At 38.8% G+C, this 25,120-nt stretch carries 18 protein-coding genes and 1 pseudogene; 8 read left to right on the plus strand and 11 right to left on the minus strand.

Annotated elements, in window-relative coordinates; all coding sequences use genetic code 11:
- Nucleotides 1-273: 273 nt before the first annotated feature.
- On the minus strand, nucleotides 274-1,305 hold the full coding sequence (locus ACM03V_RS32970; protein WP_414625035.1) for a hypothetical protein: 1,032 nt from the start codon (nucleotides 1,303-1,305) through the stop codon (nucleotides 274-276).
- Between the two features lie 264 nt (nucleotides 1,306-1,569).
- Between ACM03V_RS32970 and ACM03V_RS32975 the strand changes: the two genes are divergently transcribed.
- Nucleotides 1,570-2,178, plus strand: coding sequence for a helix-turn-helix transcriptional regulator (locus ACM03V_RS32975; RefSeq protein WP_414625036.1), 609 nt, complete (start codon nucleotides 1,570-1,572; stop codon nucleotides 2,176-2,178).
- A gap of 121 nt (nucleotides 2,179-2,299) precedes the next feature.
- On the opposite strand, the gene ACM03V_RS32980 is transcribed toward ACM03V_RS32975, so the two are convergent.
- Complete coding sequence (locus tag ACM03V_RS32980; protein WP_414625037.1) at nucleotides 2,300-2,800, minus strand: Coq4 family protein; 501 nt, start codon at nucleotides 2,798-2,800, stop codon at nucleotides 2,300-2,302.
- A 402-nt stretch (nucleotides 2,801-3,202) separates the two neighbouring features.
- On the opposite strand from ACM03V_RS32980, the gene cofG reads away from it, so the two are divergent.
- Both cofG and ACM03V_RS32990 read left to right on the plus strand, forming a co-directional pair.
- Nucleotides 3,203-4,192, plus strand: coding sequence for a 7,8-didemethyl-8-hydroxy-5-deazariboflavin synthase subunit CofG (cofG, locus tag ACM03V_RS32985; protein WP_414625038.1), 990 nt, complete (start codon nucleotides 3,203-3,205; stop codon nucleotides 4,190-4,192).
- Between the two features lie 202 nt (nucleotides 4,193-4,394).
- Nucleotides 4,395-4,745 (plus strand): annotated as a pseudogene (locus tag ACM03V_RS32990) (TPR end-of-group domain-containing protein); the annotation flags it as partial.
- Nucleotides 4,746-4,784: 39 nt separating this feature from the next.
- On the opposite strand, the gene ACM03V_RS32995 reads toward ACM03V_RS32990, so the two are convergent.
- The 7 genes from ACM03V_RS32995 to ACM03V_RS33025 form a co-directional block, all read right to left on the minus strand.
- On the minus strand, nucleotides 4,785-7,166 hold the full coding sequence (locus ACM03V_RS32995) for an ATP-binding protein (RefSeq protein WP_414625039.1): 2,382 nt from the start codon (nucleotides 7,164-7,166) through the stop codon (nucleotides 4,785-4,787).
- Nucleotides 7,167-7,296: 130 nt separating this feature from the next.
- Complete coding sequence (locus ACM03V_RS33000) at nucleotides 7,297-7,497, minus strand: hypothetical protein (protein WP_414625052.1); 201 nt, start codon at nucleotides 7,495-7,497, stop codon at nucleotides 7,297-7,299.
- Between the two features lie 88 nt (nucleotides 7,498-7,585).
- Nucleotides 7,586-7,744 (minus strand): hypothetical protein, encoded by a 159-nt coding sequence (locus ACM03V_RS33005; protein ID WP_414625040.1) that lies wholly within the window; start codon nucleotides 7,742-7,744, stop codon nucleotides 7,586-7,588.
- Nucleotides 7,745-7,747: 3 nt separating this feature from the next.
- On the minus strand, nucleotides 7,748-7,888 hold the full coding sequence (locus ACM03V_RS33010; RefSeq protein ID WP_414625041.1) for a hypothetical protein: 141 nt from the start codon (nucleotides 7,886-7,888) through the stop codon (nucleotides 7,748-7,750).
- Between the two features lie 359 nt (nucleotides 7,889-8,247).
- The gene (locus ACM03V_RS33015; protein WP_414625042.1) at nucleotides 8,248-8,802 is read right to left on the minus strand and encodes a response regulator; all 555 of its coding nucleotides are present in this window, start codon (nucleotides 8,800-8,802) and stop codon (nucleotides 8,248-8,250) included.
- The gene (locus tag ACM03V_RS33020) at nucleotides 8,787-9,029 is read right to left on the minus strand and encodes a helix-turn-helix domain-containing protein (protein WP_414625043.1); all 243 of its coding nucleotides are present in this window, start codon (nucleotides 9,027-9,029) and stop codon (nucleotides 8,787-8,789) included. The genes ACM03V_RS33015 and ACM03V_RS33020 overlap by 16 nt, the downstream gene beginning before the upstream one ends.
- Nucleotides 9,026-9,310: a response regulator gene (locus ACM03V_RS33025; protein ID WP_414625044.1), complete on the minus strand. Its 285-nt coding sequence runs from the start codon at nucleotides 9,308-9,310 to the stop codon at nucleotides 9,026-9,028. Before ACM03V_RS33025 ends, ACM03V_RS33020 begins: the two co-directional genes overlap by 4 nt.
- A gap of 343 nt (nucleotides 9,311-9,653) precedes the next feature.
- Between ACM03V_RS33025 and hflX the strand changes: the two genes are divergently transcribed.
- The 3 genes from hflX to gshB all read left to right on the plus strand — a co-directional run bounded on the left by hflX (nucleotide 9,654) and on the right by gshB (nucleotide 13,528).
- A complete protein-coding gene (gene hflX, locus ACM03V_RS33030) occupies nucleotides 9,654-11,402 on the plus strand; it encodes a GTPase HflX (RefSeq protein ID WP_414625045.1) in 1,749 nt (582 codons plus the stop codon).
- A 560-nt stretch (nucleotides 11,403-11,962) separates the two neighbouring features.
- Complete coding sequence (grxC, locus tag ACM03V_RS33035) at nucleotides 11,963-12,220, plus strand: glutaredoxin 3 (RefSeq protein WP_414625046.1); 258 nt, start codon at nucleotides 11,963-11,965, stop codon at nucleotides 12,218-12,220.
- A 324-nt stretch (nucleotides 12,221-12,544) separates the two neighbouring features.
- Nucleotides 12,545-13,528 carry a glutathione synthase gene (gshB, locus tag ACM03V_RS33040; protein WP_414625047.1) on the plus strand — a complete coding sequence of 328 codons (984 nt, stop codon included), beginning with the start codon at nucleotides 12,545-12,547 and terminating at the stop codon, nucleotides 13,526-13,528.
- Between the two features lie 276 nt (nucleotides 13,529-13,804).
- Here the strand turns inward: gshB and ftsZ are convergent, their stop codons facing one another.
- Together ftsZ and ACM03V_RS33050 are read right to left on the minus strand one after the other, a co-directional pair.
- On the minus strand, nucleotides 13,805-15,109 hold the full coding sequence (gene ftsZ, locus ACM03V_RS33045) for a cell division protein FtsZ (protein ID WP_414625048.1): 1,305 nt from the start codon (nucleotides 15,107-15,109) through the stop codon (nucleotides 13,805-13,807).
- Nucleotides 15,110-16,008: 899 nt separating this feature from the next.
- Complete coding sequence (locus tag ACM03V_RS33050) at nucleotides 16,009-16,848, minus strand: cell division protein FtsQ/DivIB (protein ID WP_414625049.1); 840 nt, start codon at nucleotides 16,846-16,848, stop codon at nucleotides 16,009-16,011.
- A gap of 1,094 nt (nucleotides 16,849-17,942) precedes the next feature.
- On the opposite strand from ACM03V_RS33050, the gene ACM03V_RS33055 reads away from it, so the two are divergent.
- Both ACM03V_RS33055 and ACM03V_RS33060 read left to right on the plus strand, forming a co-directional pair.
- On the plus strand, nucleotides 17,943-19,301 hold the full coding sequence (locus tag ACM03V_RS33055) for a P-loop NTPase fold protein (protein WP_414625050.1): 1,359 nt from the start codon (nucleotides 17,943-17,945) through the stop codon (nucleotides 19,299-19,301).
- A gap of 284 nt (nucleotides 19,302-19,585) precedes the next feature.
- The gene (locus ACM03V_RS33060) at nucleotides 19,586-24,922 is read left to right on the plus strand and encodes a hypothetical protein (RefSeq protein WP_414625051.1); all 5,337 of its coding nucleotides are present in this window, start codon (nucleotides 19,586-19,588) and stop codon (nucleotides 24,920-24,922) included.
- Nucleotides 24,923-25,120: the final 198 nt, after the last annotated feature.

A 25,120-nucleotide genomic window follows, 5' to 3' on the forward strand; every position in this document is an offset into this window, starting at 1 on the left:
AGCAGAGGCGCTCTCGCGTCTTTGTAATGTGGTTGTCATGGTTCAGATAATTGCTATCAAATGAATGATTTATTAATTAGGTCTTTCAACCTATGTACTTATACTATCTTAAATATTTAGCTTTGTAAAGGGTTTTCAGAATAAAAATGTAGTTAATGCTGCAAAGTTATAAATAATAATTGCTCAAAAGGCTTGCAATACAGTAATTACAGCTAATCAATATAAAAGAATAAATTTTCATAAATTTAATTAATATATTAGAGAGTGGCTGCATCAATCCAGCTTAATATTTGATATTACTTGTTCGATGTCGAGCGTCAAATACTTATCCAGCGCCATATACATCCAATAAAGAGACATCTGTGGATCTTGGCTGATTTTCTGAAAACCCATTGTTAATGCCAAACTTTGGGCGAATGGATTAATCGTTAAGGTATACAAATCGCAAAGGTTGGGGAAATCTGCCTGCATAGTAATCAAAGTTTGTCGGGCATCTTCTAATAACTGACATAAATTACTGTGCTGGAGATATTGAGAATCTACTTGAAAACTACGGATAAAAACAGAAGTGCAGTCTTCATCTCCAGGTTTGGCAATATTAAAAGGATCGGTTGTAGAGGCAGTACTCATATGTAAACTTTTGCTAGGGGGTAGAAAAAAGTTCTCCTCAGATTCGGAAGCTACAGGATAAAGAATGCAAACACCAACGGGGGCTTGAGTATCGCAACAACGCAAAACCCGCATCCCTTTAGAATATTGTTTTGCCCAAGTACGCAGTCTTCGAGCTATTCTCTGGGGTGCAGCAGTGGTTGTTTTATTCATCCAATCGTATTGACGAGCTAAAAAAGTGGCAACGGGTATAGTGTCGGTACGTGGATTAAAGTCATCGGCGATCGGCTCTACTGGTTCGGCAACTTGCGTAGATTGATCGAGACCGCACAATGTAGAGCAAACACGAATACATATATTGTTGCCATCGAATTCCTTTTCGATCAGCCCCAAAGCCACCAACTTATCAATCATCATTCCCGCAGCACGTTCGCTACCTCTGTCTTCTTGTGCATAAAACAGTTCGTTGGCTTCTCGGTGAGTACAAGCAACGAAACCTTCGGGTAAATCGAGTTCCGTTAAAGGTTCGTTAACAATTCCCAACTCTGAGTGCTGTTTGAGTAACAAATACGCCCATAACTTCACAAAAAATTCAGCCCGACGGCGCGTTAAACCGACTCTTCCTTTCAAAAGAGCAACGTACTTGCGCTGATGTTCTACACCAAAAAACCCATCAATACTAACTAAATCCCTCACGGCAGAACTCCCTAGTAAATTTTTCTCATACGCCAAGTAACAATACAGTCATTATGAATCGGCTAACCGTACTGTACTGCTTAATTTAAGAAAAACTTCACCTTACTTCAGGAAAATTCTTTGGGTTTCACTGTACCTTCACTTACTTCAAGACTTTCTTCAGGGTTACTGCTCAATCATTGCAAATGCAGAATCAGATTTATAACAATGCTGCTAGTAGCTTGATCGAAGAATATTTTTTAACTATTTTAAAGGAGATTAACAATGAATGTTTCACTTTTAGAGCAGCATCAAAAAATTGCATCTACCAATAGAAATATACTTTACGGCACAAAACCTAAATATGAAGAAAAACAGCCAGCATCTAAACTTCATCTGATGCAAGCTGTAATTGAAAGCTTTGTGGACGGGATTTTTATACTCACAACTCAAGGTGAATTAGTTCATGCTAACGAACGCGCGCGCTGTATTTGTCAAGGTGAAATACCTTCGGAAATTCGACGTATTTGTCAGTCTTTAAGCGAAAGCTGCCAACTATTCCCCAGTCAAAACATATCTATTGAATCAGAAATAAAGACAAAATCCCAAGCAAAAATTCGCGTTCGCGCTCGATGGTTAGAAGCGAATGAAACCAATAATGATTACCTAATAGTTACCTTAGAAGATCGCAAACAAACCAATCAAAGCATGGCAATTTCAGAAGCGAAAAAATACGCTTTAACCGAAAGGGAAGCTCAAGTGTGGCTGTTGCGTCGGGCTAATTATTCTTACCAAGAAATTGCGGAGGAACTTTATATTACTATCAATACAGTCAAGAAGCATCTGAAAAATATTTATGCCAAGCAACAGGAGGCAGTTATCAATGAACAATGAACAATTATCAATTATAAAAGGTTAGGAATTATTAATTATGAGGTACATCAATAACTTTTTCTAAGTTTATCTTTTCCAAAGATATTTTTTAATCAATGCTTGCAATGCATCAAATGATAGCTCATAACTCATTCCCGATCGCTCCTGACTTTTGATTTAAAGATATAACGCCTAATTTTTGTCTAACTTCACTTAAAGGAGTAGCCCAATCAGATTCAATATCCCAATCAACTAATTTGTTCGCCATTTTGCCGGTTTTGATAACTTTAATAATCTCTTTTAGATTACATTTATGTGTTATTAAACCAGCTAATACAAGTAAAGCGCTAGAAGGACGAAAAACTTGGGAACGAGTAAAAGCTTGCAATATAAATTCATCATCTTTAGATGGAGAAAGTCCGGTGATAACGTGCCAGACATCATGAGTTCGCTGTATCCAATCCCCAGAATTCAGCGGCTCAAAGCCATTTGTGTCTAAAAAACGGGCTAATTCTCTACCTAAAGTACCTTCGGGGAGTTGACGTAATTCTTCTAAATTTATATATAATTCTCGTCCTGGATAAATTTGAGGATTTATCGTTTGAGCCATCTTTAAAATAAAGCCGAGATTTCCTTTATCCATAATTTTAATTATTCTGTAAACATTAGATTTTGGATTGTTTATTCCAAAGGAGGAGCTTCAAATTCGTATAATCTGTAAAACAGAGGGTTGCTGATGTATTTATTTTATAAAAATTAGTTTTAATGCGAAGTACCCTTTTGGGTACCTTTTTTATATAGGGAGTAAGGAGTAGGAAATCAAGAATACAGCGAATTTTACTTAGGTGGAATACAACTTTTACCTCACCCTGTCCTGACGGACATCCCTCTCCTTGTCAAGGAGAGGGAACGAGGGTGAGGTTTTAAATGTATTTGACTCAACCGAAAACTGCTATATATAAAAAATTGTATTCAGAGTAAAAATATTGCAGTATAGAGAACAGATTAAGATTTTGATATTTTTTGTTTTAATTGATTTTATCCAATGCCATTTTTGAATTACCGCACAGTTACTTATAGCCCTGCATATACAATTGTTCCCACCTACGAATGCTTTAACAGATGCACTTACTGCAATTTTCGTACCGAACCTGAAAACAGCCCGTGGTTATCTTTGTCAGCAGCAAAAGATATTTTTAAAAGGCTGAAAAAGCAAAATGTTTGTGAAATACTAATACTTAGTGGAGAAGTTCATCCAAATTCACCACGTAGAGAAAAATGGTTTAATTTAATTTACGATTTGTGCGAACTAGCTTTATCAATGGGTTTTCTGCCCCATACAAATGCGGGAATTTTAAGTTTTGAGGAGATGCAAAAGCTTAAACAAGTTAACGTATCAATGGGATTAATGTTAGAACAGCTAACGCCAAATTTATTGCAAACAGTTCATAAACACGCACCAAGTAAAGTACCAGAATTAAGATTGCAGCAATTAGAATGGGCTGGTGAATTAAAAATACCTTTTACAACCGGATTGCTATTAGGAATTGGAGAAACATTAGAAGATTGCTGGGATACATTAGAAGCGATATGCCAACTGCATCAAAATTATCAGCATATTCAAGAAGTTATTTTACAACCACACAGCCCCGGCACTCAGCAAAGCTTTGATTTTCCAGCTTTTAATCCGCATCAGTTACCAGAAGTTATTGCTAAAGCACGGCAAATTTTACCGGCAGATATTACCATTCAAATTCCGCCAAACTTAGTAAAAGATGAAAAATGGTTGCTTGCCTGTATCGAAGCAGGTGCGAGAGATTTAGGTGGAATTAGCCCTATAGATGAAGTTAATCCCGATTATCCGCATATTCAGGAGAACGAATTGCGAAAAATGTTACAGCCAGCAGGTTGGGATTTGGTTGCTAGATTGCCCGTTTATCCGCAGTTTGATGAATGGTTGTCGGGGGATTTGGAAGCAGGGGTGAGGAGGTGGAGGGAGGAGTTTGGAGTGTTATCTTCCAGCATTCTCGGTTAGCCTCGCAAACCGCCTTGGAATAAATTCCCAGGCTCATATACGTTAGCGCAGCGTGGCGCAAGCCATAGTCTTCTAAAGAAGACTGGGTAAGAATTTTAGTGCGTTTTAACGTACTTTGTATATTAGCCGATGATTTTGATTTCTCTGCGAGAAAGCCTCCGGCTTACAAGGCGGATTTTCGGGCTTAACGAAATTAGAAGAAGCGATCGCATCTTACGACAAAGCAGTTGAAATTAAACTCGATGTTCACCAACCTTGGGGAAACCGGGGTATAGCGCTGCGTCAATTGGGAAGATTAGAAGAGGCAGTTGCATCTTACGACAAAGCAGTTGAAATTAAACCCGATTTCCACCAAGCTTGGTATAATAAAGCTTGCTATTACGCTCTACAAAATAACATTGAGCAAGCAATTGAAAACCTACAAATTGCCATCAATCTAAATCCTGAAAAATATCAAAAGATGGCAAAAACAGATCGTGATTTTGATACTATCCGTGATAACGAGCGTTTCCAAAAACTTATATACAAGACTCAATCTAGCCAGCGCGGGTAAGCTTTGCTTAGATGGTTCATTTGATGCGTTGTGCTTCCTCTAATACTTCCTCCGCTTTTCCATCAAAGCACTTTTCACATTCTCATATTCAGCTTCAATCTTGCCAATCTGCTCTGTTATCTCTTCCCGCATTTCACTTACTACCATTATTTCTAATTGGGTACATAAAGTGGCTAGTTTACTTGCTCCTAATGTTGCACTACTTGAAGAAAGTGTATGAACTAATAGCTGAAGGGTTTTAAAATTATTTTCACTGAAAGCAACTCGAATTTCTTCTAAAAATTTAGGTGTTTCTTCTAAATAATCATCAATTGTTTCTAGTAAAAAATCTTTAGCATTCACTCCACAATTAAAATCGGCTATTCTATAGATTTCTTGCAATGCGGCTGTGTCGATTGTAGAATTATTTTTACTACAAGATTCGGCGTGACTTACCTTACTTGGTTTACTTATCTGTTCTCTATTCGTCCGACATTTATTAAGCACTTGCATGAGTTCTTCAATGCGAAAAGGTTTAGCAAGATAATCATCTATACCTGATTTTAAATAATTTTCTTTATTGCTTAACATCGCACTTGCTGTTAATGCAATAATTCGGGGACGTACCGAGATATCCCATTCTTGACAAATATAGTGTGTTGCCGTCATACCATCCATTTCAGGCATTTGCATATCCATCAATACCACATCATAAGATTGACAACGCAATGCTGTTAGTGCTTCTAAACCGTTGTTAGCTATATCTGCTTGATAACCCATTCGTTGCAGCATCAAAACGATCATTTTCTGATTGGTAGGGTAATCTTCGACTAAAAGTATTTTTAAAGGATTTTTCTCGGCTACAGCAGCATCAATTACGGTACCTGATTCTTCTGGTTTGGTTTCCCATTCTTGCTTTAAAAGTGTTTCAATCACACGAGTGGTAATGGTGAAATAGAATGTACTGCCTTGATTTTCTTCGCTTTCAACCCAGATTTTACCTCCCATTAATTCGCTTAATTGTTTACAGATTACCAGCCCTAAACCCGTACCACCATATTTTCTTGTTGTAGAAGAATTTACTTGACTAAAAGCTTTAAATAAACGATTAATTCGATTGCTTGGTATTCCAACTCCGGTATCTTTAACAGCAAATTGAATTTCGTGGTTATTTTTTTCATTGCCAATCATTTGACGCTTCCGACTTGTGACTAAAATTTCTACGCTTCCAGTATCGGTAAATTTAATGGCATTATTAATTAAATTAATTAAAATCTGTCGCAGTCGGCTGATATCGCTGACAATAACTTGCGGAAGTTGGGGATTCTTGTAGAAAATAAGTTCTAATTGTTTTTCTTTTGCTTTGGGTGTTAATAAAGAAAGGGCTTCTTCAATACAGCTATTCAAATGAAAAGGTTCTTCCTCAATTTCTAATTTTCCTGATTCAATTTTAGAAAAATCAAGAATATCATTAACAATTTCGAGTAAAGCTTTGCCGCTATTACAAATAGTTTCAGCAAATTCTTCTTGCTGCTCTGTCAACTCAGTATTTAACAAAACATCCGCCATGCCAATTACTGCTGCAATAGGAGTACGTATTTCATGAGAGATCATTGCTAAAAACTCTTGTTTTGCAAGTTCAGCTTGTTTCCTTTCAGTCATGTCTCGCAAAATATAAACATAGCCTTGGAAATGCTCAATTTCTGTTTGAACTTTCGAGCATGAAAAAGCGACAGTAATGATTTTTCCTGTTTTTGTTTGACAAGTTGTTTCGACTTCTTTAACTAAAGGAGTTATCGGACCAAATAAACGGGTTTGAACGTTTCCTCGCTGTTCTATTTCTTCTTTCCAACTATCAACTTCTTTTAAAATTGTAGAAATATATTCACCACAAATTTCTGCTTCATTATACTCTAATAAAACTTGAGCAGTGCGGTTGATGGTTTTAATTTTTCCTGATAGCGTTGTCACTAATAAAGCATCTGCCATTGATGTGACAATTTGGTCAATATATTGCTTGGAAGCAGAAAGAGTACGTAATAGAAGATTGGCTTCGTTTGCACCTTGTACTAAAGATTGTTCGAGAACCATCTTTTCCGTTACATCTTCAAAAACTATCAATAGCTCATTACTTATTCGATCCTCTTTGATATTATTAGCAATACAAATATCGATGTAAATTGGGTTTAAAGCTTTTTGAGTTCTGATTGCTCCTTTTAGTTCAAAACTATTTTGTTTTCCCGCTATAATATCGCTGGCAATCACTTCAATACCAATTAATTCGGGAAAGCCCATGCGAACATCTTTTCCTACCCGTACTTCATCAGAATTATCGGCAAGAAGATGTATTTTGGGAGATAATTCAATAACCTGCCAACGTTCGTTAACAATTAAATATTCAATCCGACGTAGTGATAATATATTTGTAAATAAAGAATTCATTTTATTAAATCATTGAATGTGCTAAAGATTGAAATATTTCGTCAAAGTTTGCTCCACTTTTAGCCGAGCTTGCATAAGTTGAAACAAAACTTTTATCATCGTAAAAACTATAAAGTTGGCAATATTTTTCTCAATATTCTGCATCAATTAAATCTGATTTATTCAAAGCGACAACAACCTTACCTTGGGGATTAGCTTTTAAGAAGGCTTGAATATGTTCTGAAATGTTTTCAAGTGATTCTGGGCGCGTCACGTCACCAACTATGATTGCTCCTTTAGCTCCTTGAAAGTAGCTTGCAGAAATTCCTTTAAATTTATTACTTCCTTCTATATCTCAAATTAATAACTGTAATGTAATGTTTTTTTGTCGCTGTGAATCACTTATCTCCATAGCTTTTCGGGAAATTTTGACACCAACTCTAGACTTTTCTATTCAATCTATCTACACTAAGACGCAAATCAGCAGTTTCTTCTTCGTTATTTAAGTTATATAACTTTAGCTTTTTCTCTAAACTTTCAAATCCTGCTTTTAATTCTGCTGCAAAGCTTACCTTAAGCTGCTCGACATGAGAGCGCATCTCTTACTGTAAAAGCGAAATATCCGATTCTAACTTGCCAAATCTAGTTTCATATTCTCTTATCTGTGCCCCAAAAATAATGTCGCGGATTTGATCGATATTACCAAGACGCTCCCGCACTTCTTCTCTAAGCATTTGAGTCATTGGGTTTATTTCCTTATGGTAGATTTACTGATATTTAAAGTTGTTTACTGAACTTTAACGTGTGGCTCTAAGTTCTTGTTTAGAAAGCTTCAAGCCACATAAACGATTTGTCTGACTAAGTTATTATTCCCACTTCTATGAAGTTTCTATCAGACAGCTAAAATATTTTTTCAAAACTGCTGTTTGCCTCAATTTAACTGCGTAACCCATGTCACGGCGTTGTCACATTTATTAGTTAGTGTTATGAATGCAATATCTACCAGTTTGTGCAAATACTTACTATCATTTTTTTAGATAACTTTATTTGCAAGCTTTATCAGATTTAAAAAATCTTTTCTTCTAACATCTACCGTCTGCCTTTAATTTTTTAAGAAGAAAGTTATCATGGTGAATTCAGATTTTATAACATATAAAGATAAGGTTTGAGTAACTACTTCAAGAACGCGATTTGAGGAAATAGGTTTGTGAAAAAAACCTTGACTTTTACGACGAGCAAGTGCAACTCTATCGGTTGATAATTCTTCAGAAGTAAACACAAGTACGGGAATAGATGGTTGCTGCTTTGATATTTCCTCCAGAAAAATAAATTCATCTTCTTTCTTGTCAATAGATATATCCAGCAAAATAATATCTGGACGAACCCTTTGTAGCGAATCTTTAGCGAGTTTTGGGTTGTGTGCGATCGCCGTTTGCAATCCCCTTACTGTTGCAAGTTCGACTAAAGTATCAATAAATCCTTTATCTTCACCTACAATCAGTAAACGAGGTTGCGATTCCTGAGATTCAATTTCACTTGTAGCGCCAGAATTATTCTTGGAAGTTGGAGAAACAGTAGATACCAGTTTTTTACTCAACTTAGAATTACTATCTGTTGAAGATGCTTTTTGATGAATGGGATTTAAACGGTAGCCCAATCCAAAACAGTTTCAATTAAATCTGGGGCTTTCGCGACTTTAAATTTCTGTCGTAATCTTTTAACTAGCGTTCTGATTGCATCACGGGTTGGCGGTTCGTCTTCAAAAGTCCATAGCTGATTTAAAATACTGTTTTGGCTGTATATCTTAATAGGATCTTGCATGAATAGCTCTAACAGAGAATATTCTTTCTTAGTCAGATTTAAAAGAATATCGGCGTATTTCATCTCTCAGTTTTCGCTTCCAAACAAAGATTTCCCCACTCCAAAACGGTCGATACAGTAGTATCCTTTCGTCGCAATAGAGCGCGGATTCTAGCAGTCAACTCCGGTAAAGGTACTGACTTAACTACATAGTCATCAGCGCCAGCATCCAAGCCTTTAATTTTATCTTCGCTAGCAGCTCTTACAGTTAAAAACATCACCAGAATCTGCAAACCTTTCGCACGCAAACGACTGCAAAAAGTAATTCCATCCAGCTTCGGCAACATCACATCCAGCACAATCAAATCGTATTCTTGTGCTTCAACAAATTCCCAGCCTTCTTGCCCATCTACTGCCGTATCAACAAGCTATCGATGTTCTTTTAAATTCGCTTTTAGCTGGTTTATAAATTGCTCATCATCATTTATAAGCAGAATTTTCATCGCCGGAAGGGGTTTTTTTACTTGGGTAAGTATAGCCCAGGGGATGGGGGGATGGGGAGAGAATAAGTTACTCACTCCTAACTGATAACTGATAACTAATCACTGCTCACTGTCTCCCGCATCTGCCAAAAGAAAGAGTTTAGCTGAAAAACGCTGTTGTAAAATAGACATAGATGTATATGGGGGACTAGTTTACTGGTCTTAGATGCCTATAGAGACTATTTATGGTAAGCTCCAGGGTCTGAAACACAGTCAGCAAAAGCAATTGCAGCGACTGTATCACCAGCGCATACCGGGGGATAGTTTTACGACTCCGGAATTCGCTCAGCGACTGGCGGCTATTAGTACCGAAATAAATCAGCCAGTTTGTGCCTATCTCAACCGCCGAGGACAAGTGATTCGGGTTGGGGTAGGCACTCCACGTCAAACCCAAATTCCGCTGACGGAACTGCCGCGCTACGGTGCGGAACGACTCAGCGGTATTCGCTGTATTGCTACTCAGCTAAAGCCAGAACATCCTTCTGATGGTGCTCTGACTGCTATGGCACTGCAAAGACTAGATGCTTTAATTGTACTTAATATCACAGGAACGGGATTTCAACGTCGGGGTGGTGGTGGTACTGGGTATGTTAAGGAAGCTTATTTGGCACACTTAGCACCCCAAGACGCTCGCACCCTAATTGCCAGTCAAAATTCTCAGTTTGAAGAGAGCGATTATTCTTCTCCTAGTTGGAGTGTTTCGCCAGCGATGAGTCTTGATGTATTGAGCAAGCAAGACTTTCTGGATTTGGTGGAAGGGCTTGAAGAAGAATTCCAGCGAGAATTTATTGGTAAGGAAGTCGATAGCGATCGCGATCGAGTTGTGATTGTCGGGGTTATAACTCAGAAGGAGTCACCTCAACGATTCCAGGATACTTTAACAGAATTGGGGCGGTTGGTAGATACTGCTGGGGGAGTGGTTTTACAGACGATGCGACAAAAGCGATCGCGCATTCATCCCCAAACTGTGGTTGGTGAAGGTAAGGTGCAGGAAATTGCTTTAACCGTTCAAACTTTGGGAGCGAATCTTGTAGTTTTGGATCGCGATTTATCGCCAGCGCAAGTCCGCAACTTAGAAGCTCAGATAGGGGTTGGGGTAGTCGATCGTACTCAAGTAATTCTAGATATCTTTGCTCAACGCGCTCGTTCGGGTGCTGGTAAGCTGCAAGTAGAATTGGCGCAGTTAGAGTATATGTTACCGCGACTAACTGGTAGAGGTCAGGCAATGTCCCGGCTTGGAGGTGGTATCGGTACAAGAGGCCCTGGTGAAACCAAGCTAGAAACCGAACGCCGTGCTATTTCTAGTCGCATTACTCGCTTGCAGAAAGAAGTAAATCAGTTACAAGCCCATAGAGAAAGGTTAAGACAGCGGCGACAACACCAAGAAGTACCTACTATTGCAATTGTCGGTTACACCAATGCCGGTAAATCTACTTTGCTCAATGCTTTAACAAATGCCGAGGTTTATACAGCCGATCAGTTGTTTGCAACCCTCGATCCGACAACGCGCCGTTTGGTAGTTCCCCATGCTGTAACTCAAGAAGCTCAGGAAATTCTAGTTACAGATACAGTAGGGTTTATACACGAATTACCTGAAGCGTTGATGGATGCTTTCCGCGCCACTTTGGAAGAAGTAACCGAAGCAGATGGTTTAGTGCATATGGTCGATTTATCTCATCCGGCTTGGCAGAGTCATATTCGTTCTGTCAGGGATATATTAGCCCAAATGCCCGTAACACCAGGCCCTGGGCTAGTAGTTTTCAACAAAATCGACAAAGCCAATAGCGAAACCTTAGCTTTAGCCAGAGAAGAATATCCAATGGCAGTATTTATTTCTGCCCACGAGCGTCTTGGCTTAGAAACTTTAAGAGAACGTTTGGGACAGCTAATTCAATACGCTGCTGTATCTGGATAAGCACTCGGAAATTACAACTCAAATAAACTTACACTCCTGGGGAAATTTTCTTCAGGAGTAATTTTATGTTGAGGAGATGGGGAAGAGGGGGAGACAAGGGGACAAGGTGAAGAGTCACTTACTCTCTACTCCTGACTCCTGACTCCTGACTTTTGACTCATAACTCCTAACTCTCCTCTTTTTGCGGAAAACACTAGATATTTTTTTTGCTGTTTACAAATATATCAGTGTCAATACTGATGTACACCGTAATTAAACTGAAATATTATTTAATTGTTACGCACCTGGATTACAGCCAACACAATCACTGTGGTTTGTGCCTTTGAATGAGTCTTTTATTTCTCCTGATAGCAGGCTCATTCGCACTTACCCTGTATATTAAAAATATTTAAAGTCTTAATTAACACTGCTAGCAAAATAATAATGAGTTATATTTTTTACTAAAATAATTTTTGTATTAAGTAGATGTGTATCAAAAGTGTTTTGAAATACTGATTGAACATTCTTAGTTAAATATAACGTTCTAAAATTAAGAATTGCTAAATCAACATGAGGACGTTATGGCTGCCAAAGTAGAGATTTACACTTGGAGTTCTTGCCCGTTTTGTATACGTGCTAAAGGTTTACTAAAGAAGAAGGGGGTTGAATTTACCGAATACGCTATTGATGGAGATGAACAAGCACGGGAAAAGATGGCTCATAGGGGAGATGGACGACGTTCCGTACCGCAAATTTTCATCAATGATACCCATGTCGGTGGTTGCGATGATGTTTACGCTTTAGAGTCTCAAGGAAAATTGGACGAACTATTAGCTTAAGGAAGCGAAGAAAGAAAATATGGCTGATAGTTTGAAAATTGCTTGACACTTAATCCCACCCCGCGATCGTGGGTGGGTTTTCTGATGCAGGGATTTTAGATTTTCGACTTTGGATTGGGAGTTAAGAGTAATGAGTAGCAAGTAGCGAGTTAAGAGAATGATGCTGTAATGAAATGAAAATTGTCCCCTTGTCCCCCCATCTTCCCATCTCCCCCACTCCCCATCTCTCCATCTGCATCTGATTAATGAAACGCTATTACACAAAAAAGGGATAATTTGAAATGAATCACAGCAATTTTTTGAAGGGTAAATCGAGGCAATCGCGTGAAACTGGCTTTTATTATTGATCCCATCCAGAATTTAGATCCCTGTCATGATACTAGCGTTGCCATGATGGAAGCAGCTTGTATTTTAGGACATGAAGTTTGGATAACTCAAACGTCTGGGTTGAGTGTCGTAGATAGTACCGCTTGGGCACATCTTCAACAAGTCGAAATTATCCCAGTTGAGTTGACGGATGCGGGCTACAAAGCTGCAAATTCCTGGTATAAGTTAAGCGAAAAAACTAATTACAGCTTGGAAACTATGGATGCCGTGTTTATGCGGACAGATCCACCTGTAAATGATATTTATCTTTACGCTACTTATATTTTGGACTATATCGATCAAAGCAAAACTTTGGTTGTTAACAGCCCTAAAGGTATCCGAGATGCTAACGAAAAAATGTATGCTCTCCAATTTACCCAGGCTATTCCAGAAACAATTGTCAGCGCCGATAAACACTTGATTCGGCAGTTTGTAGAAGATAAAGGTGCTGCTGTTCTCAAACCATTGGGAAACAAAGCAGGAGAAGGAATTTTATTTTTAGACAAGAGCGATCGCAATTTTAATTCGATTGTAGAACTTAGTACTTTGCGGGGAAAAGTACCAGTTATGTTACAAACCTTTTTACCGGAAGCCAAGCAGGGAGATAAACGGATTATTTTACTTGATGGCGAACCAGTGGGGGCACTCAATCGTCTTTCTGCGCCTGGAGAATTCCGCAATAATATGGCAGCCGGAGGTACGGTTGCTCGAACTGAAATTACTTCCAGAGAACGGGAAATTTGTACTCAATTAGCCCCCACTCTACAAAAGTCCGGTTTAATCTTTGTAGGTATTGATGTCATTGGCGGCTATCTTACCGAAGTTAACGTTACTAGCCCTACTGGTATTCGGGAAATTGATCGGTTTAGCAATACAAACTTGGGTAAAAAGTTTATCCAGTGGGTAGAAGAAGCAATTAAAAACCTTCGGCTTGGGCTATAGGTATTACACCCTGGTTAAAATCAGCTTTTGTAAAACAGTTTAAAAATGAGTAACGGAGAAAGCCCCGTATAACCAATTACGTAAAAACCCTAGTAAAACCCTAAAAATACGTCTTAAAAATTTAGGCATAGTAGAATTAATCGCCTACCTTAGTAGCGATTGAGGTCTTTGGGATTGAAACTAAATTTTTTACGAAGAAACGGAACAGGTGTATTTGGAATTATGGGAGGCTCACAAATTATTACAAGATGCGCCCCCTTCCGATACCTTGACTACTTAGTTGTTAGGATTTCGGCGTTTCTGAAGAAACGGAGGAATCTCTAATCCGGGTTTTTGTTTTGGTTCGGATTGGGGTTGTTTTTGAGAATTAGCACCAGAGGTCGATGGTTGTGCCATCTGTCGCCGTTGCTGGGATGGAGGTGGGGCTACTCGATTGTTAGGGGTAGCAGTTTGCTGTTGCCTTTCTTGGATTTCACCTGTAAACCCGGTAGCAATTACGGTAATTCTGACTTCTCCTTCGAGTCTGTCATCAATCACTGCCCCAAAAATAATATTGGCGTTGGGATCGACCACTTCGTAAATTGCTTCAGCGGCAGCGTTCACTTCATGTAAAGTCAAATCGCTTCCACCAGTAATATTAAATACAACACCCCTTGCGCCTTCAATAGAACATTCTAGTAAAGGCGAAGAAATTGCCGCGATCGCCGCTTCCCGAGAACGGGATTTGCCAGAGCCAATACCTATTCCCATCAAAGCAGAACCTGCATCTGCCATTACGGCTCGCACGTCGGCAAAGTCAACGTTTACCAAACCGGGAATTGTGATGATATCGGATATGCCTTGTACACCTTGACGCAATACATCGTCTGCATAACGGAAAGCTTCTTGGACAGGTGTTTGTTCGGGGATCACTTCCAACAGTTTGTTGTTGGGGATGATAATTAAGGTATCTACGCGACTTTTCAAGGCTTCAACACCTTGCTCGGCTTGACTGGTGCGACGGCGACCTTCAAATACAAACGGACGGGTAACTACACCAACTGTTAAGGCTCCCATTTCCTTAGCAACTTCAGCGACAACAGATGCTGCACCAGTGCCGGTACCGCCTCCCATTCCAGCAGTAATAAATACTAAATCGGCTCCTTCTAAAGCCGTAGCAATTTCATCTCTGGATTCTTCTGCTGCTTTTTGACCGATGGCAGGATTACCACCCGCACCTAAACCCCGCGTTAGCTTTTGTCCGATTTGCAAGCGACAAGGAGCCGCAGCCATCGTTAAAGCTTGAGCATCGGTGTTAATCGACCAAAATTCTACTCCACTCAAATCTGAAGCAATCATGCGGTTGACGGCATTTCCACCACCACCGCCCACACCAATTACTTTAATATTGGCGACTCTGCCGGGGATAATATCCCCAACAGGGTTTTCTTCAGGAGAATGGTTATTATCGCCGTTTTGCCCCAAACTAAGCCCAGAATGACCAAAAGGGTTATTGGTACTGATTCCTGCTAGCGAAATTCCTTGCTGTCCGGGAGACTGCGAGTTTTTATAGGTAAGCCCTTGGTTATTATCAAGTGTCATTGGATTTACGTGCATTCAGATAAACGACTTTTGGGGGGGTGCGATCTACCCGCTCGCGTCAACGCAGCTTATAAACACTCTTGTTGAATTTGGTAGCAAGAATGTTATAACGGTGTTCTCATCCTCAACCACCAGGTGCAGGATTAATAACGCGAACAGTTTTTTTAATTAGTAGCTGTTAACATCTGATGATGGACAACTAGTTCTAGAGAAGTATACTTAATATTTACTTAAAGAAAGAACTGTATCGGTTATACTAACGACGACTATTTTTACCTGTCACTGCCTCCATGTATAGTTCGTAACCCCTCCTTGTTGTTTTAATGGATATTGGTCATCAATTTTACAACTAATAGTGTTTGTTATTTTTAACTTATAGCCATAAATACTGGTTTAATTCTATAAATATTGAAAACAATTAAACAAGTATGACACTGATATAAGTGTGTAAATGATGGTGTAAAAATCCCTATTACAATAGATATCGTAAGATATCCTAAGTCATAAGTACCTAAATTATCTTGATGTAAAATAAATTATGAACTCAAGACTTTACTTTCTCCTTGCATAACTGATGACAGAGCCGTTATTACTACGTTGACATTCGGTTCCATAAATTGTGTGACGCTCAAGCATATTAATGTTTTGAGCCTAAATCATCACCTACTCCTAATCTGACATCTTGCACCTTCTCATGCCGAGGGTAACTAGAACAAGCAGGAGGTTAAACTTCCTAATGGTAGGTTTTTGACCGTTTGCAGGAAAAAATAAGACGAACCTAGAATATTTATTATGGTTCTGGTTTCTCCAAAAACATCGATCTTTAATATATATTTATGACCATAAATCTTATTGATAAACTAGGACTGTTTTATACATTTGGCTTTACTCAATATTTTTTAGGGATTTTCAGAATCTATCTGCACTAGTTTATGGTTCATTTGTACTAAAATTGTTTCTGTATTTGTTAAGTCTATAAACTCAATTTGATCCATATTTATTTTTGCTGGTAAACGACGGATTTTTGCTAACAATTTAATTTTTTCAGGTAGTTTAGATGTGGGGCTTCCGATATGTACTAAACCTAGTTCTGTTTTTAAAATTATATTCGACGGGTCTTGGCAATCAACCTGCATTACTTTTACCGTCAAGAGGTCGATCGCTTGGTAAAGCTGTTTCCATACGGAGCGACAAGAGGCAGGAGAGCCAATAAATTCCAGAGTGGGCAATCGTGAGGCTTGGATTGATTTATTGTTTTCCAAGGAAACCCAAACACCATTGATATCTAATAATCCGCTTATTGTTTTTTGATTTTTAGAATCACCATTTGTTTTAATTGCAGTTCGAGTAATAGCTACTGGCACTATTTCAGATACCTTAACTTTTAACCCCGGTGGAAACAAACGACGAGTTACGGATGCTTGAGTTACGCCTGGTTGTTGCTTTAAAGATGCACTCAGACGATTAGGCTCAACCCGCCATAAAGATTTAGGATAAGATAACTGCATTTTTGACTGTATCGCTTCATCTGAAAGCAACTGATTTCCGGAAACAGTAATATCTTTCTTGCTTTTGAGTACCCATACTGGTTGAATCAAAAACCATAGTAAACCACCAGCTAAACCTGTAAGTGCGAAGGTGCGCCAAATTGCACCAATAATTTGTATTTTCCGATGACGGCGTAGCTTTTCGCGACGTATTTCCAAATCTGTGGGGGAAACTGATAATATCTCCGGCATTCAAACCTCTTCGCGCATTTTGGTTCAATTTGTTGAATGAAGATTTTAGATTTTGCTGCTTTTTGAGTCTTTCTCGTACCGCATTTTTAATTGAGAGTTTTCTTGCAGATAAAACCTAAAATCTTAAATCGAGAAGTAGATTTTCTTGTATTTTCACGCTTTGTGTTTTCAAAAAGTAAAAGAGAAGGCGAAAATACCACCCTTGGGAAATAGTACGGCAGGAGCTATAGACTTATATAAACCTATATCAGCGATAAAATCTGGCATTTTTGCTTTAATGTAGCCTTTTTACTCTAAAGTGACCTTTATTTTCAAGTCAAAGGGCTACAAATAATACGAGAATGCGATCGCCTCGATTGGAGGTGTATTATCCAAAACATTAATAGCAAACATATTGCAGCCATAAACATGATTCTCTTTGTTTGTAGGTAAATTTTTACTCGATAATTAAATCCCATATTATACACGCCAACCCTTACTGAGAATACTTAGAAAAATTAGTGCTACAACTTCCGCAAAAATATTAGTTAGCCTTTTAAACAAGTTAATTGGTTATGTCACACGCTCTAGGGGAATATCTGAACTTGATCGTTTTTGATAATTTCCTTTTCGTAAAAGCTCGAAAGTTAACAGATAAGCGACTTATCCGGATTTTGACTAATTCCCAGATTTGGGAAACTTACCTTACTTTTTATAGAAAAAATTATCGCTGTATCGAAGATTAACATTATCTTATTTATTTTCCAAAAGAAATAGTATATATACTTAAAGCAGCTTGACGTTTTTCTTTAAAAATGATATGCATGATTTGCTACAATTAATACTTAAGTGCAAACTGAGGAATTGTATCAAGCAGCTTTTTACACTAAAAATCATCAAGTGATAAAGCGATTTGATACAAAAGAGCTATAGTAAAGTCACGCATTTTTGTCAAAACCTTGCCGATATCGGTTTAACGAAGGCAGATACGTGTTCTTAAGCATCAGGGAAAAATTAATCGGCCACACCTCGTAATTAACTTGGGAGCGAGGAGTTCAAGTGTTTTAATACTTGAATTTTTATGAATGGTTAATGTTTATATAAGCTGCATCTACATGAAAACTACACTAAACTTGTCAAGGTTTTTTAAAGCCTGTAATCCAAGCAGGACGCTGGTTATAGGCGATGATTCAGATCGGAAATATTATATAGATTTTTCAGAAGTACGGGGTTGCAAAATAGTCGAAGAGTTGCAACGAACGATTGTCCGTATTTCTCCTGACGAACCAACCTGCCAATTATTTACAGGTCATATTGGCTGCGGTAAATCAACTGAGTTACAGCGTCTTAAAGCTGAACTAGAACATTCTGGATTTCACGTAGTTTATTTTGAGTCCAGCCAGGATTTGGATATGGCGGATATTGATGTCAGCGATATTTTGCTGAGTGTAGCTCGTCAAGTAAGTGCCAGTTTAGAAGCTATTGGTATTAAGCTCAAACCTGGTTACTTTAGTAATTTATTCAAAGAAATTGGAGATTTTCTACAAACTCCCATAGACATTTCGGCAGAAGCAGAATTTTCCTTGGGTATTGCTAAAATTAGCGCCAAAGCTAAAGATAGCCCGCAATTGCGCTCTCAGCTTAGGCAATATCTAGAACCGCGTACAAATAGTATTTTGCAAGCGATTAATGAAGAAGTTCTCGATAGAGCTACCCAACAGCTACAGATGAGGGGGCAAAAAGGACTAGTTGTAATTATTGACAACTTGGATCGAGTGGATATGCGCCCAATGCCGTCGGGGCGATCGCAACCAGAATATTTGTTTATTGACAGGGGAGAACAGCTACGTCGGCTAAAATGTCATGTAGTTTATACAATTCCGCTGGCATTGATTTTTTCTGGCGAGTACGAAACTTTGAAAAATCGTTTGGGTGGCGGTATTGCGCCTAAAGTACTGCCGATGGTGCTGGTGCGTCAAAGAGATGGTAACGACTGCAAGCCGGGAATGACTCTTTTACGGCAGTTGGTTTTAGCGAGAGCGTTTCCGGAAGCAACTCCGGATATCAGGTTGAAATTGATTGACTCTATATTCGATAGTTCGGAAACTTTAGACCGTTTGTGTAGAGTGAGTGGCGGTCATATTCGTAACTTACTAGGCTTGCTGTACAGTTGTTTGCAGCGACAAGACCCCCCCTTCGAGCGTTCTTGTTTGGAAGCAGTAATCAAAGATTATCGCGACGATTTACTTCTAGCTATTGACGATGAGGAATGGCAATTGCTTTACGAAGTAGTTAATCAGCAAACTGTTAGAGGTGAGTCCGAATATCAAAGACTCCTGCGAAGTATGTTTGTTTTTGAATATCGAGATGTCAAAGGGCGCTGGTTCGGTATTAGCCCAGCGCTATCGGAAACTGACAAAGTTCTGGCTTGGGAGCAATCTGATTATAAAATTCCGGCAACTTTTTCTCAGTAGGAGAAAAAAATATTTATGTGAAGGGACGTATTTTTCCCTTTGACGTTAATTAATAAATCAAACAGCATAAGCTTTCCTTCCGGATGCTTGAAATAGCTTTTAGCTCTTAGCTATCAGCTATTAGCTGGCAATTGGAGGTATTTAACCCGCTCTTCGCTCTTCGCTGAAAGCTGAAAACTAAAAGCTAACTTGTTTGTCTAAAATTTAAAATTCACGGAATCCAAAATCCAAAATCTAAAATCCAAAATCGAATTGGCACAACGTCAAATATAAATATTGCAGCTATGAGTGAAAATACTACTCTTACGGATATCGCTATTTCCAATCAGCATTCCTTGAAAACACTGATTAGGGCGATCGCGCTATCCTTCGATCAATTTTCTCTGATTCTAGTGCGGTGCAATTACACTGAGTTGTGTAAGCAAGTATTAGATAATATTCGCTCGCAAACCAAGGATGTAAATTTGCGAGAGGTATTTCTCTCTCCTTCGACTAAAGCTTTACACACCACCATAGTCTCGGAACTATTTTTAGATATACCTGCCGTAAAAACAGATTGTTTACCAACGGCAGTAATGGTATTTGGGTTGGAGTCTGTTACCAACTTAGAAGATTTACTCAGCGGTATTAACCAGGCACGAGATATATACGCCGATACATTTTCTTTTCCGATAGTTTTATGGCTCAAAGATGAAGTCGGAACATCACTTTCACGATTTGCACCCGATTTTAAAAGCTGGGCAGCAACCACAATTAAATTTGAAATGGCTGCTCCCGATTTAGTTATTCTCATCCAACAGCAAACACAATCTTTATTTGACAAAGTAATAGAGGCTGGGGCACAAAAGTTTTTATCAAACGAAGCTTTACTTTTAGATCCCAAATCCCAGCAGCGTCGAGAAATAGAATCAGCCCGTAACGACTTGCTGCGACTCTACGAAATCAAACTAGAACCCCAACTAGAAGCAAGTTTAGAATTTGTCCTCGGGCGCGATAACTACGTAAACGACAACATCGACGAAGCGTTATTACATTACCAACGCAGTCTAGAACTTTGGGAAGAAGAAATTAAAAGTAATTCTTGGAATAGCAAGGGGGGAACGGAGAATAGGGAACAGGGAATAGGCAATAGTGAGAATTCTATCTTCCCATTCCCCCATCCCCCCCTCTTTCCCTCTCTCCCCATCCCCCCATCCCCCCCTTCGGATATCTCCTTCGGAGACGCTTCGCTAACGGTAGTTCGCTCAACGGAGGGAACCTCCGCACGCGACTACTCTCACCATCTCCCCATCCCCCCATCCCCCTCTCTCCCCCTCCCCTCCCTGATCCGTCAAGCAGTAGTCATGTTCCACCTGGGACTGTGCTACCGACGTTTGGCGGATTTACAGCCTGCTGCCAATATCAGCTTCTGGCAAAATGCTTTGAATTGGTTTAAGCAATGTTTGGATATATTTGAAACGATAAAAAGAAAAGATTTAAGCGCTAAATTTATTTATCCTGCTTGTGAAGTACTGCAACGTTTGGAACAGTGGGATGATTTATCGCAGCTAGCGACCTACTCTTTGCAGTTGCATCGATCGTTTGCTAACAAAACTTTAGTTGCTCAAGATTATGGATTTCTTTGCGTAGTAGCTGCTTCTAAATCTGATTGGGTGCAAGCTCATGAATTAGCAAATACAGCCCTTTCGATTGCAGAAGAAGTTCCAGAAGTCTCTCGTCAGCAAGAAAGTTGGTACCTTCTATTGCTTGGACGCACCTTACGAAATTTGGGTGAATGGGACGAAGCTGTTAATACTTTGGAATGGGCAAAAGTTGTTTGTGAAGCTCAATACGAACCCTCTTTGTACCTAGAAATTGTTGAAGAATTACGCTCGCTTTATTTTTGCGAACGTCACGATTATTTAGAAGCTTTTAAGCTTAAACGAGAAAAAATTCAGATTGAGCATCAGTACGGATTTCGTGCTTTTATTGGTGCGAGTCAGTTACAACCGCAGCGCTATAGAATAAATCCAGTTTTACAACCGCAAAAAATCTCATCAACCCCCGATCAAGTTGCTCAAGAAATTGCAGCTTCGGGGAGACAGCAAGATGTGCATCTTCTTCTGGAAAAAATGACTCGTGCTGACTGTAAACTTACGGTAGTTCATGGACCATCGGGGGTAGGTAAAAGCTCAATTATTAAAGCGGGTTTAGTTCCAGCATTAAAACAGAATTCGATTGGGGAACGTATGGCTTTACCAATTGTTTTATCTGTTTATACTGACTGGATAACAGCTTTAGGACGCAGTTTAAACCAGGTTATTGCTCGTACTTCTATATCTTTGGCAATAGAAATCACCGTTGATGTGATTCTAGAAAAACTACGGTTGCTAGCAGATAATAATTACACAATAATTTTAATTTTTGACCAGCTAGAAGAGTTTTTCTTTGTCAAACAAGATACGCCACAAAGAATTGAATTTTACAAGTTTTTTAATAAATGTCTGAATATCCCGTTTGTTAAAGTTGTTCTTTCTTTGCGGGAAGATTATCTGCATTATTTATTAGAATTTGAGCGGTTGAGCTATTTAGAAAAAAACGATTCTTACAATTTGGGGGTAATTAATAAAAATATTCTCGATAAAAATATTCGTTACTATTTGGGTAAATTTACTTGCCAAGACGCAAATAGTATTATTCACAGTCTTACAGAACGCTCTCATTATCAATTGAGCGATGAATTAATTGATAAATTAGTCGAAGATTTGGCAGGAGAAACCCATCAAGTACATCCAATAGAATTACAAATTGTCGGGGCTCAATTAGAAGCACAAAATATTACTACATTAGGAGAATATCAACGCAGCGGTGGTTCTGAAAAATTAGTTCAAGATTGGTTAGAAAAAGTTATTTACGATTGCGGTCAAGAAAACGAAGAATTAAGTTGGAAATTACTTTTTGAATTAACTGATGAAAAAAGTACGCGACCTCTTAAGACCAAGGCTGAATTAGTTACCGCTATTTTCACAGAAGATGCATATGAGTCAGAAGGAAAAACTCAAGCAGATAATTTTTTAATTAACATTAACCAAAATATTGATTCTGCTTTTTCTAAAGCTTTAAAGCAACCTATAAAGCAAACTTTACTAGGCAATGATGAAGAAATCCAAGAAGATTTTATGCATTCCTATAATGTTAGTACTTTAGAGCTAATACTAGAAATTCTTGTCGGAAGCGGTTTGGTGTTGCGAGTACTTCAAGAATCTGGAGAACGTTACCAGTTAGTTCACGATTATTTAGTCAAACCAATTCGCGTTCGTAATGATTATGGAATTATTGCCGAATTAGAAAAAATCCGTTTTGAAAAAACCAAAGCAGAAGTTGCTCAAAAATTATCCCAAGAAAAGCTAAATTTCATACTTCAAAAACGACTGCGAGAAGCACGCTTAGCTGGCTTTGCTTTAGCGGTTATGTCTGCCACAATTGGCGGTTTGTGGTGGCAGGCGGATTTGCAAAAGAAAGCTGCAATTAGCCAAAGTTTACGCGCCGAACGTAGCGAAAATAACTTTAAAATTGGTGCCATAACTGCTTCTTCTGAAGCTTTGTTTGCTTCCAACAAAGAATTTGATGCTTTAATTGAAAGTTTGCGTGCTTGGAGAAAGCTTAAAAGCGGACATGGAATACAGCCGGATACGCGGATGCGAGTCGTTACGGCTTTACAACAAGCTGTTTACGGAGTAACTGAAGTTAACCGTTTAGAAGGACATAAAGATATTGTTTGGGATGTTGATTTTAGTCCCGATGGAAAGTTATTAGCTTCAGGTAGTCGCGACAAAAGTATAAAAATCTGGCGTACTGATGGCAGTTTATTACAAACTTTAAAAGGCCACGATGAAAGCATTACCAGTTTAACTTTTAGTCCTGATGGTAGTTTGCTGGCTTCTGCTAGTCGGGATAATACCGTAAAAATCTGGCGCAAAAATCCCACAACGGGAGAATTTGATTGGCAACCTGTAACAACTTTAGGTCATTCCGATTGGGTTGATAAAGTTAGTTTTAGTCCTGATGGTAAATTACTAGTTACTGGCAGTAAAGATCAAACTGTAAGAATTTGGCGCAGTGACGGTAAATTATTCAAAACTCTAAAGGGACATCAAGGTTGGATCAATTGGGTAACTTTCAGTCCTGACGGTCAGTTTATTGCTTCAGCCAGCGATGATAATACCGTGAAAATATGGAGAGTAGATGGCACTTTATTAACTACTTTGCCAGGTCATGAAGAAGGAATTACTGTTGTTAACTTTAGTCCAGACGGTAAAATATTAGCCTCTGCCGGTAGAAATGGGATTGTTAAACTTTGGCAACGCCAGCAAAAAGATGGTGAAAACAGCTTCACATATCGTGCTTATAAAAATTTAGAGCAACATAAAGGTACAGTTTGGAGTTTAAATTTTGATTTATCAGGCGAAAGGCTGGCTTCAGCTGGAGATGACAATATTATTAATTTAATTGATGTTAATAGTGGTAAGTTACTTAAAACTTTTAAAGGTCATAGCGATGCTGTAGTTAGCGTTTCGTTCAGCCCCGATAATAAATTATTGGCCTCGGCAAGTTATGACAAAAGCGTCAAACTTTGGAGTTTAAATCCTCCTAAATTACCTGTTTTAGAAGGACATTCAGACCGGGTTTTGAGTGTCGCTTGGAGTCCCGATGGTAAAATTTTAGCTTCTAGCAGTCGCGATAATACGGTAAAACTTTGGCAGCGAGAGCCAAAAAATACTGGATTTGATACCCGTCTTTATAAGACTTTATTAGGGCATTCCGATCGAGTCGCAAGCGTTAGTTTTCACCCCGACGGCAAAATCTTAGCATCAGCAAGCTACGACAAAACCATAAAACTTTGGCAGCGAGACGGGCAATTAATTAAAACCCTTCAAGGACATAATGACAGCGTAACGAGTATTAGTTTCAGTCGCGATGGAAAATTACTTGCATCTGCTAGTAAGGATAAAACTGTAAAATTATGGAACCTAGAAGGCAAACTGCTTACAACTTTAAAAGGTCATCAAGGAAGGGTGAATAGCGTTCGCTTTAGTACTGACGAACGTTCTCAAGTTTTAGCTTCAGGTTCCGACGACCAAACCGTAAAACTGTGGCGACGAGATGGTGTGTTATTAAAAACATTTTTGCCTCATTCCGGTTGGGTATTAGGTGTCAGCTTTAGCCCTAGCGATAACTTGCTTGCTTCTGCGAGTTGGGACAATACTGTCAGATTATGGCGTTGGGATGGCACTTTGTTAAAAACTTTATTGAAAGGTTATGGCGATAGCGTTAGTAACGTTACCTTCAGCCCCAATGGACAAATTTTGGCTGCTGCTAGTTGGGATAGTACTGTCAAACTTTGGAGTACTGAAGGTAAGTTAATTAAAACCCTTAGCCAACATCATGCTCCCGTACTAGACGTTAGCTTCAGCCCGGATGGTCAAACTTTAGCTTCCGCAAGCGACGATAATACAATAGTTCTATGGAATTTAGACCTCAAGAACCTGCTTGCAAAGGGTTGTCACTGGGTAGATGATTATCTCCAGTACAATCGCAATGTTGAAGGAAGCGATCGCAAACTTTGCCAGGGTATTAGTTGAGGGAGTTAGGAGTTAAGAGTTAGAAGTTAAGAAGTAACAAGTGGGGAGTAGGAGAAGAAGTGATTATAGTACAGAAAAGAATATTAGATAGGCTCTTAGTTAAAAAGCGAAGTATGTAAATATTTGTGCGATTCGTTGTTTAGTGAATCACGGTAATCAGTCCGTACATAACTAAGCCAGTGAAACTTAGGTAAAACT

The organism is Calothrix sp. CCY 0018, assembly GCF_963920925.1.
Classification (GTDB): Bacteria; Cyanobacteriota; Cyanobacteriia; order Cyanobacteriales; family Nostocaceae; genus Rivularia.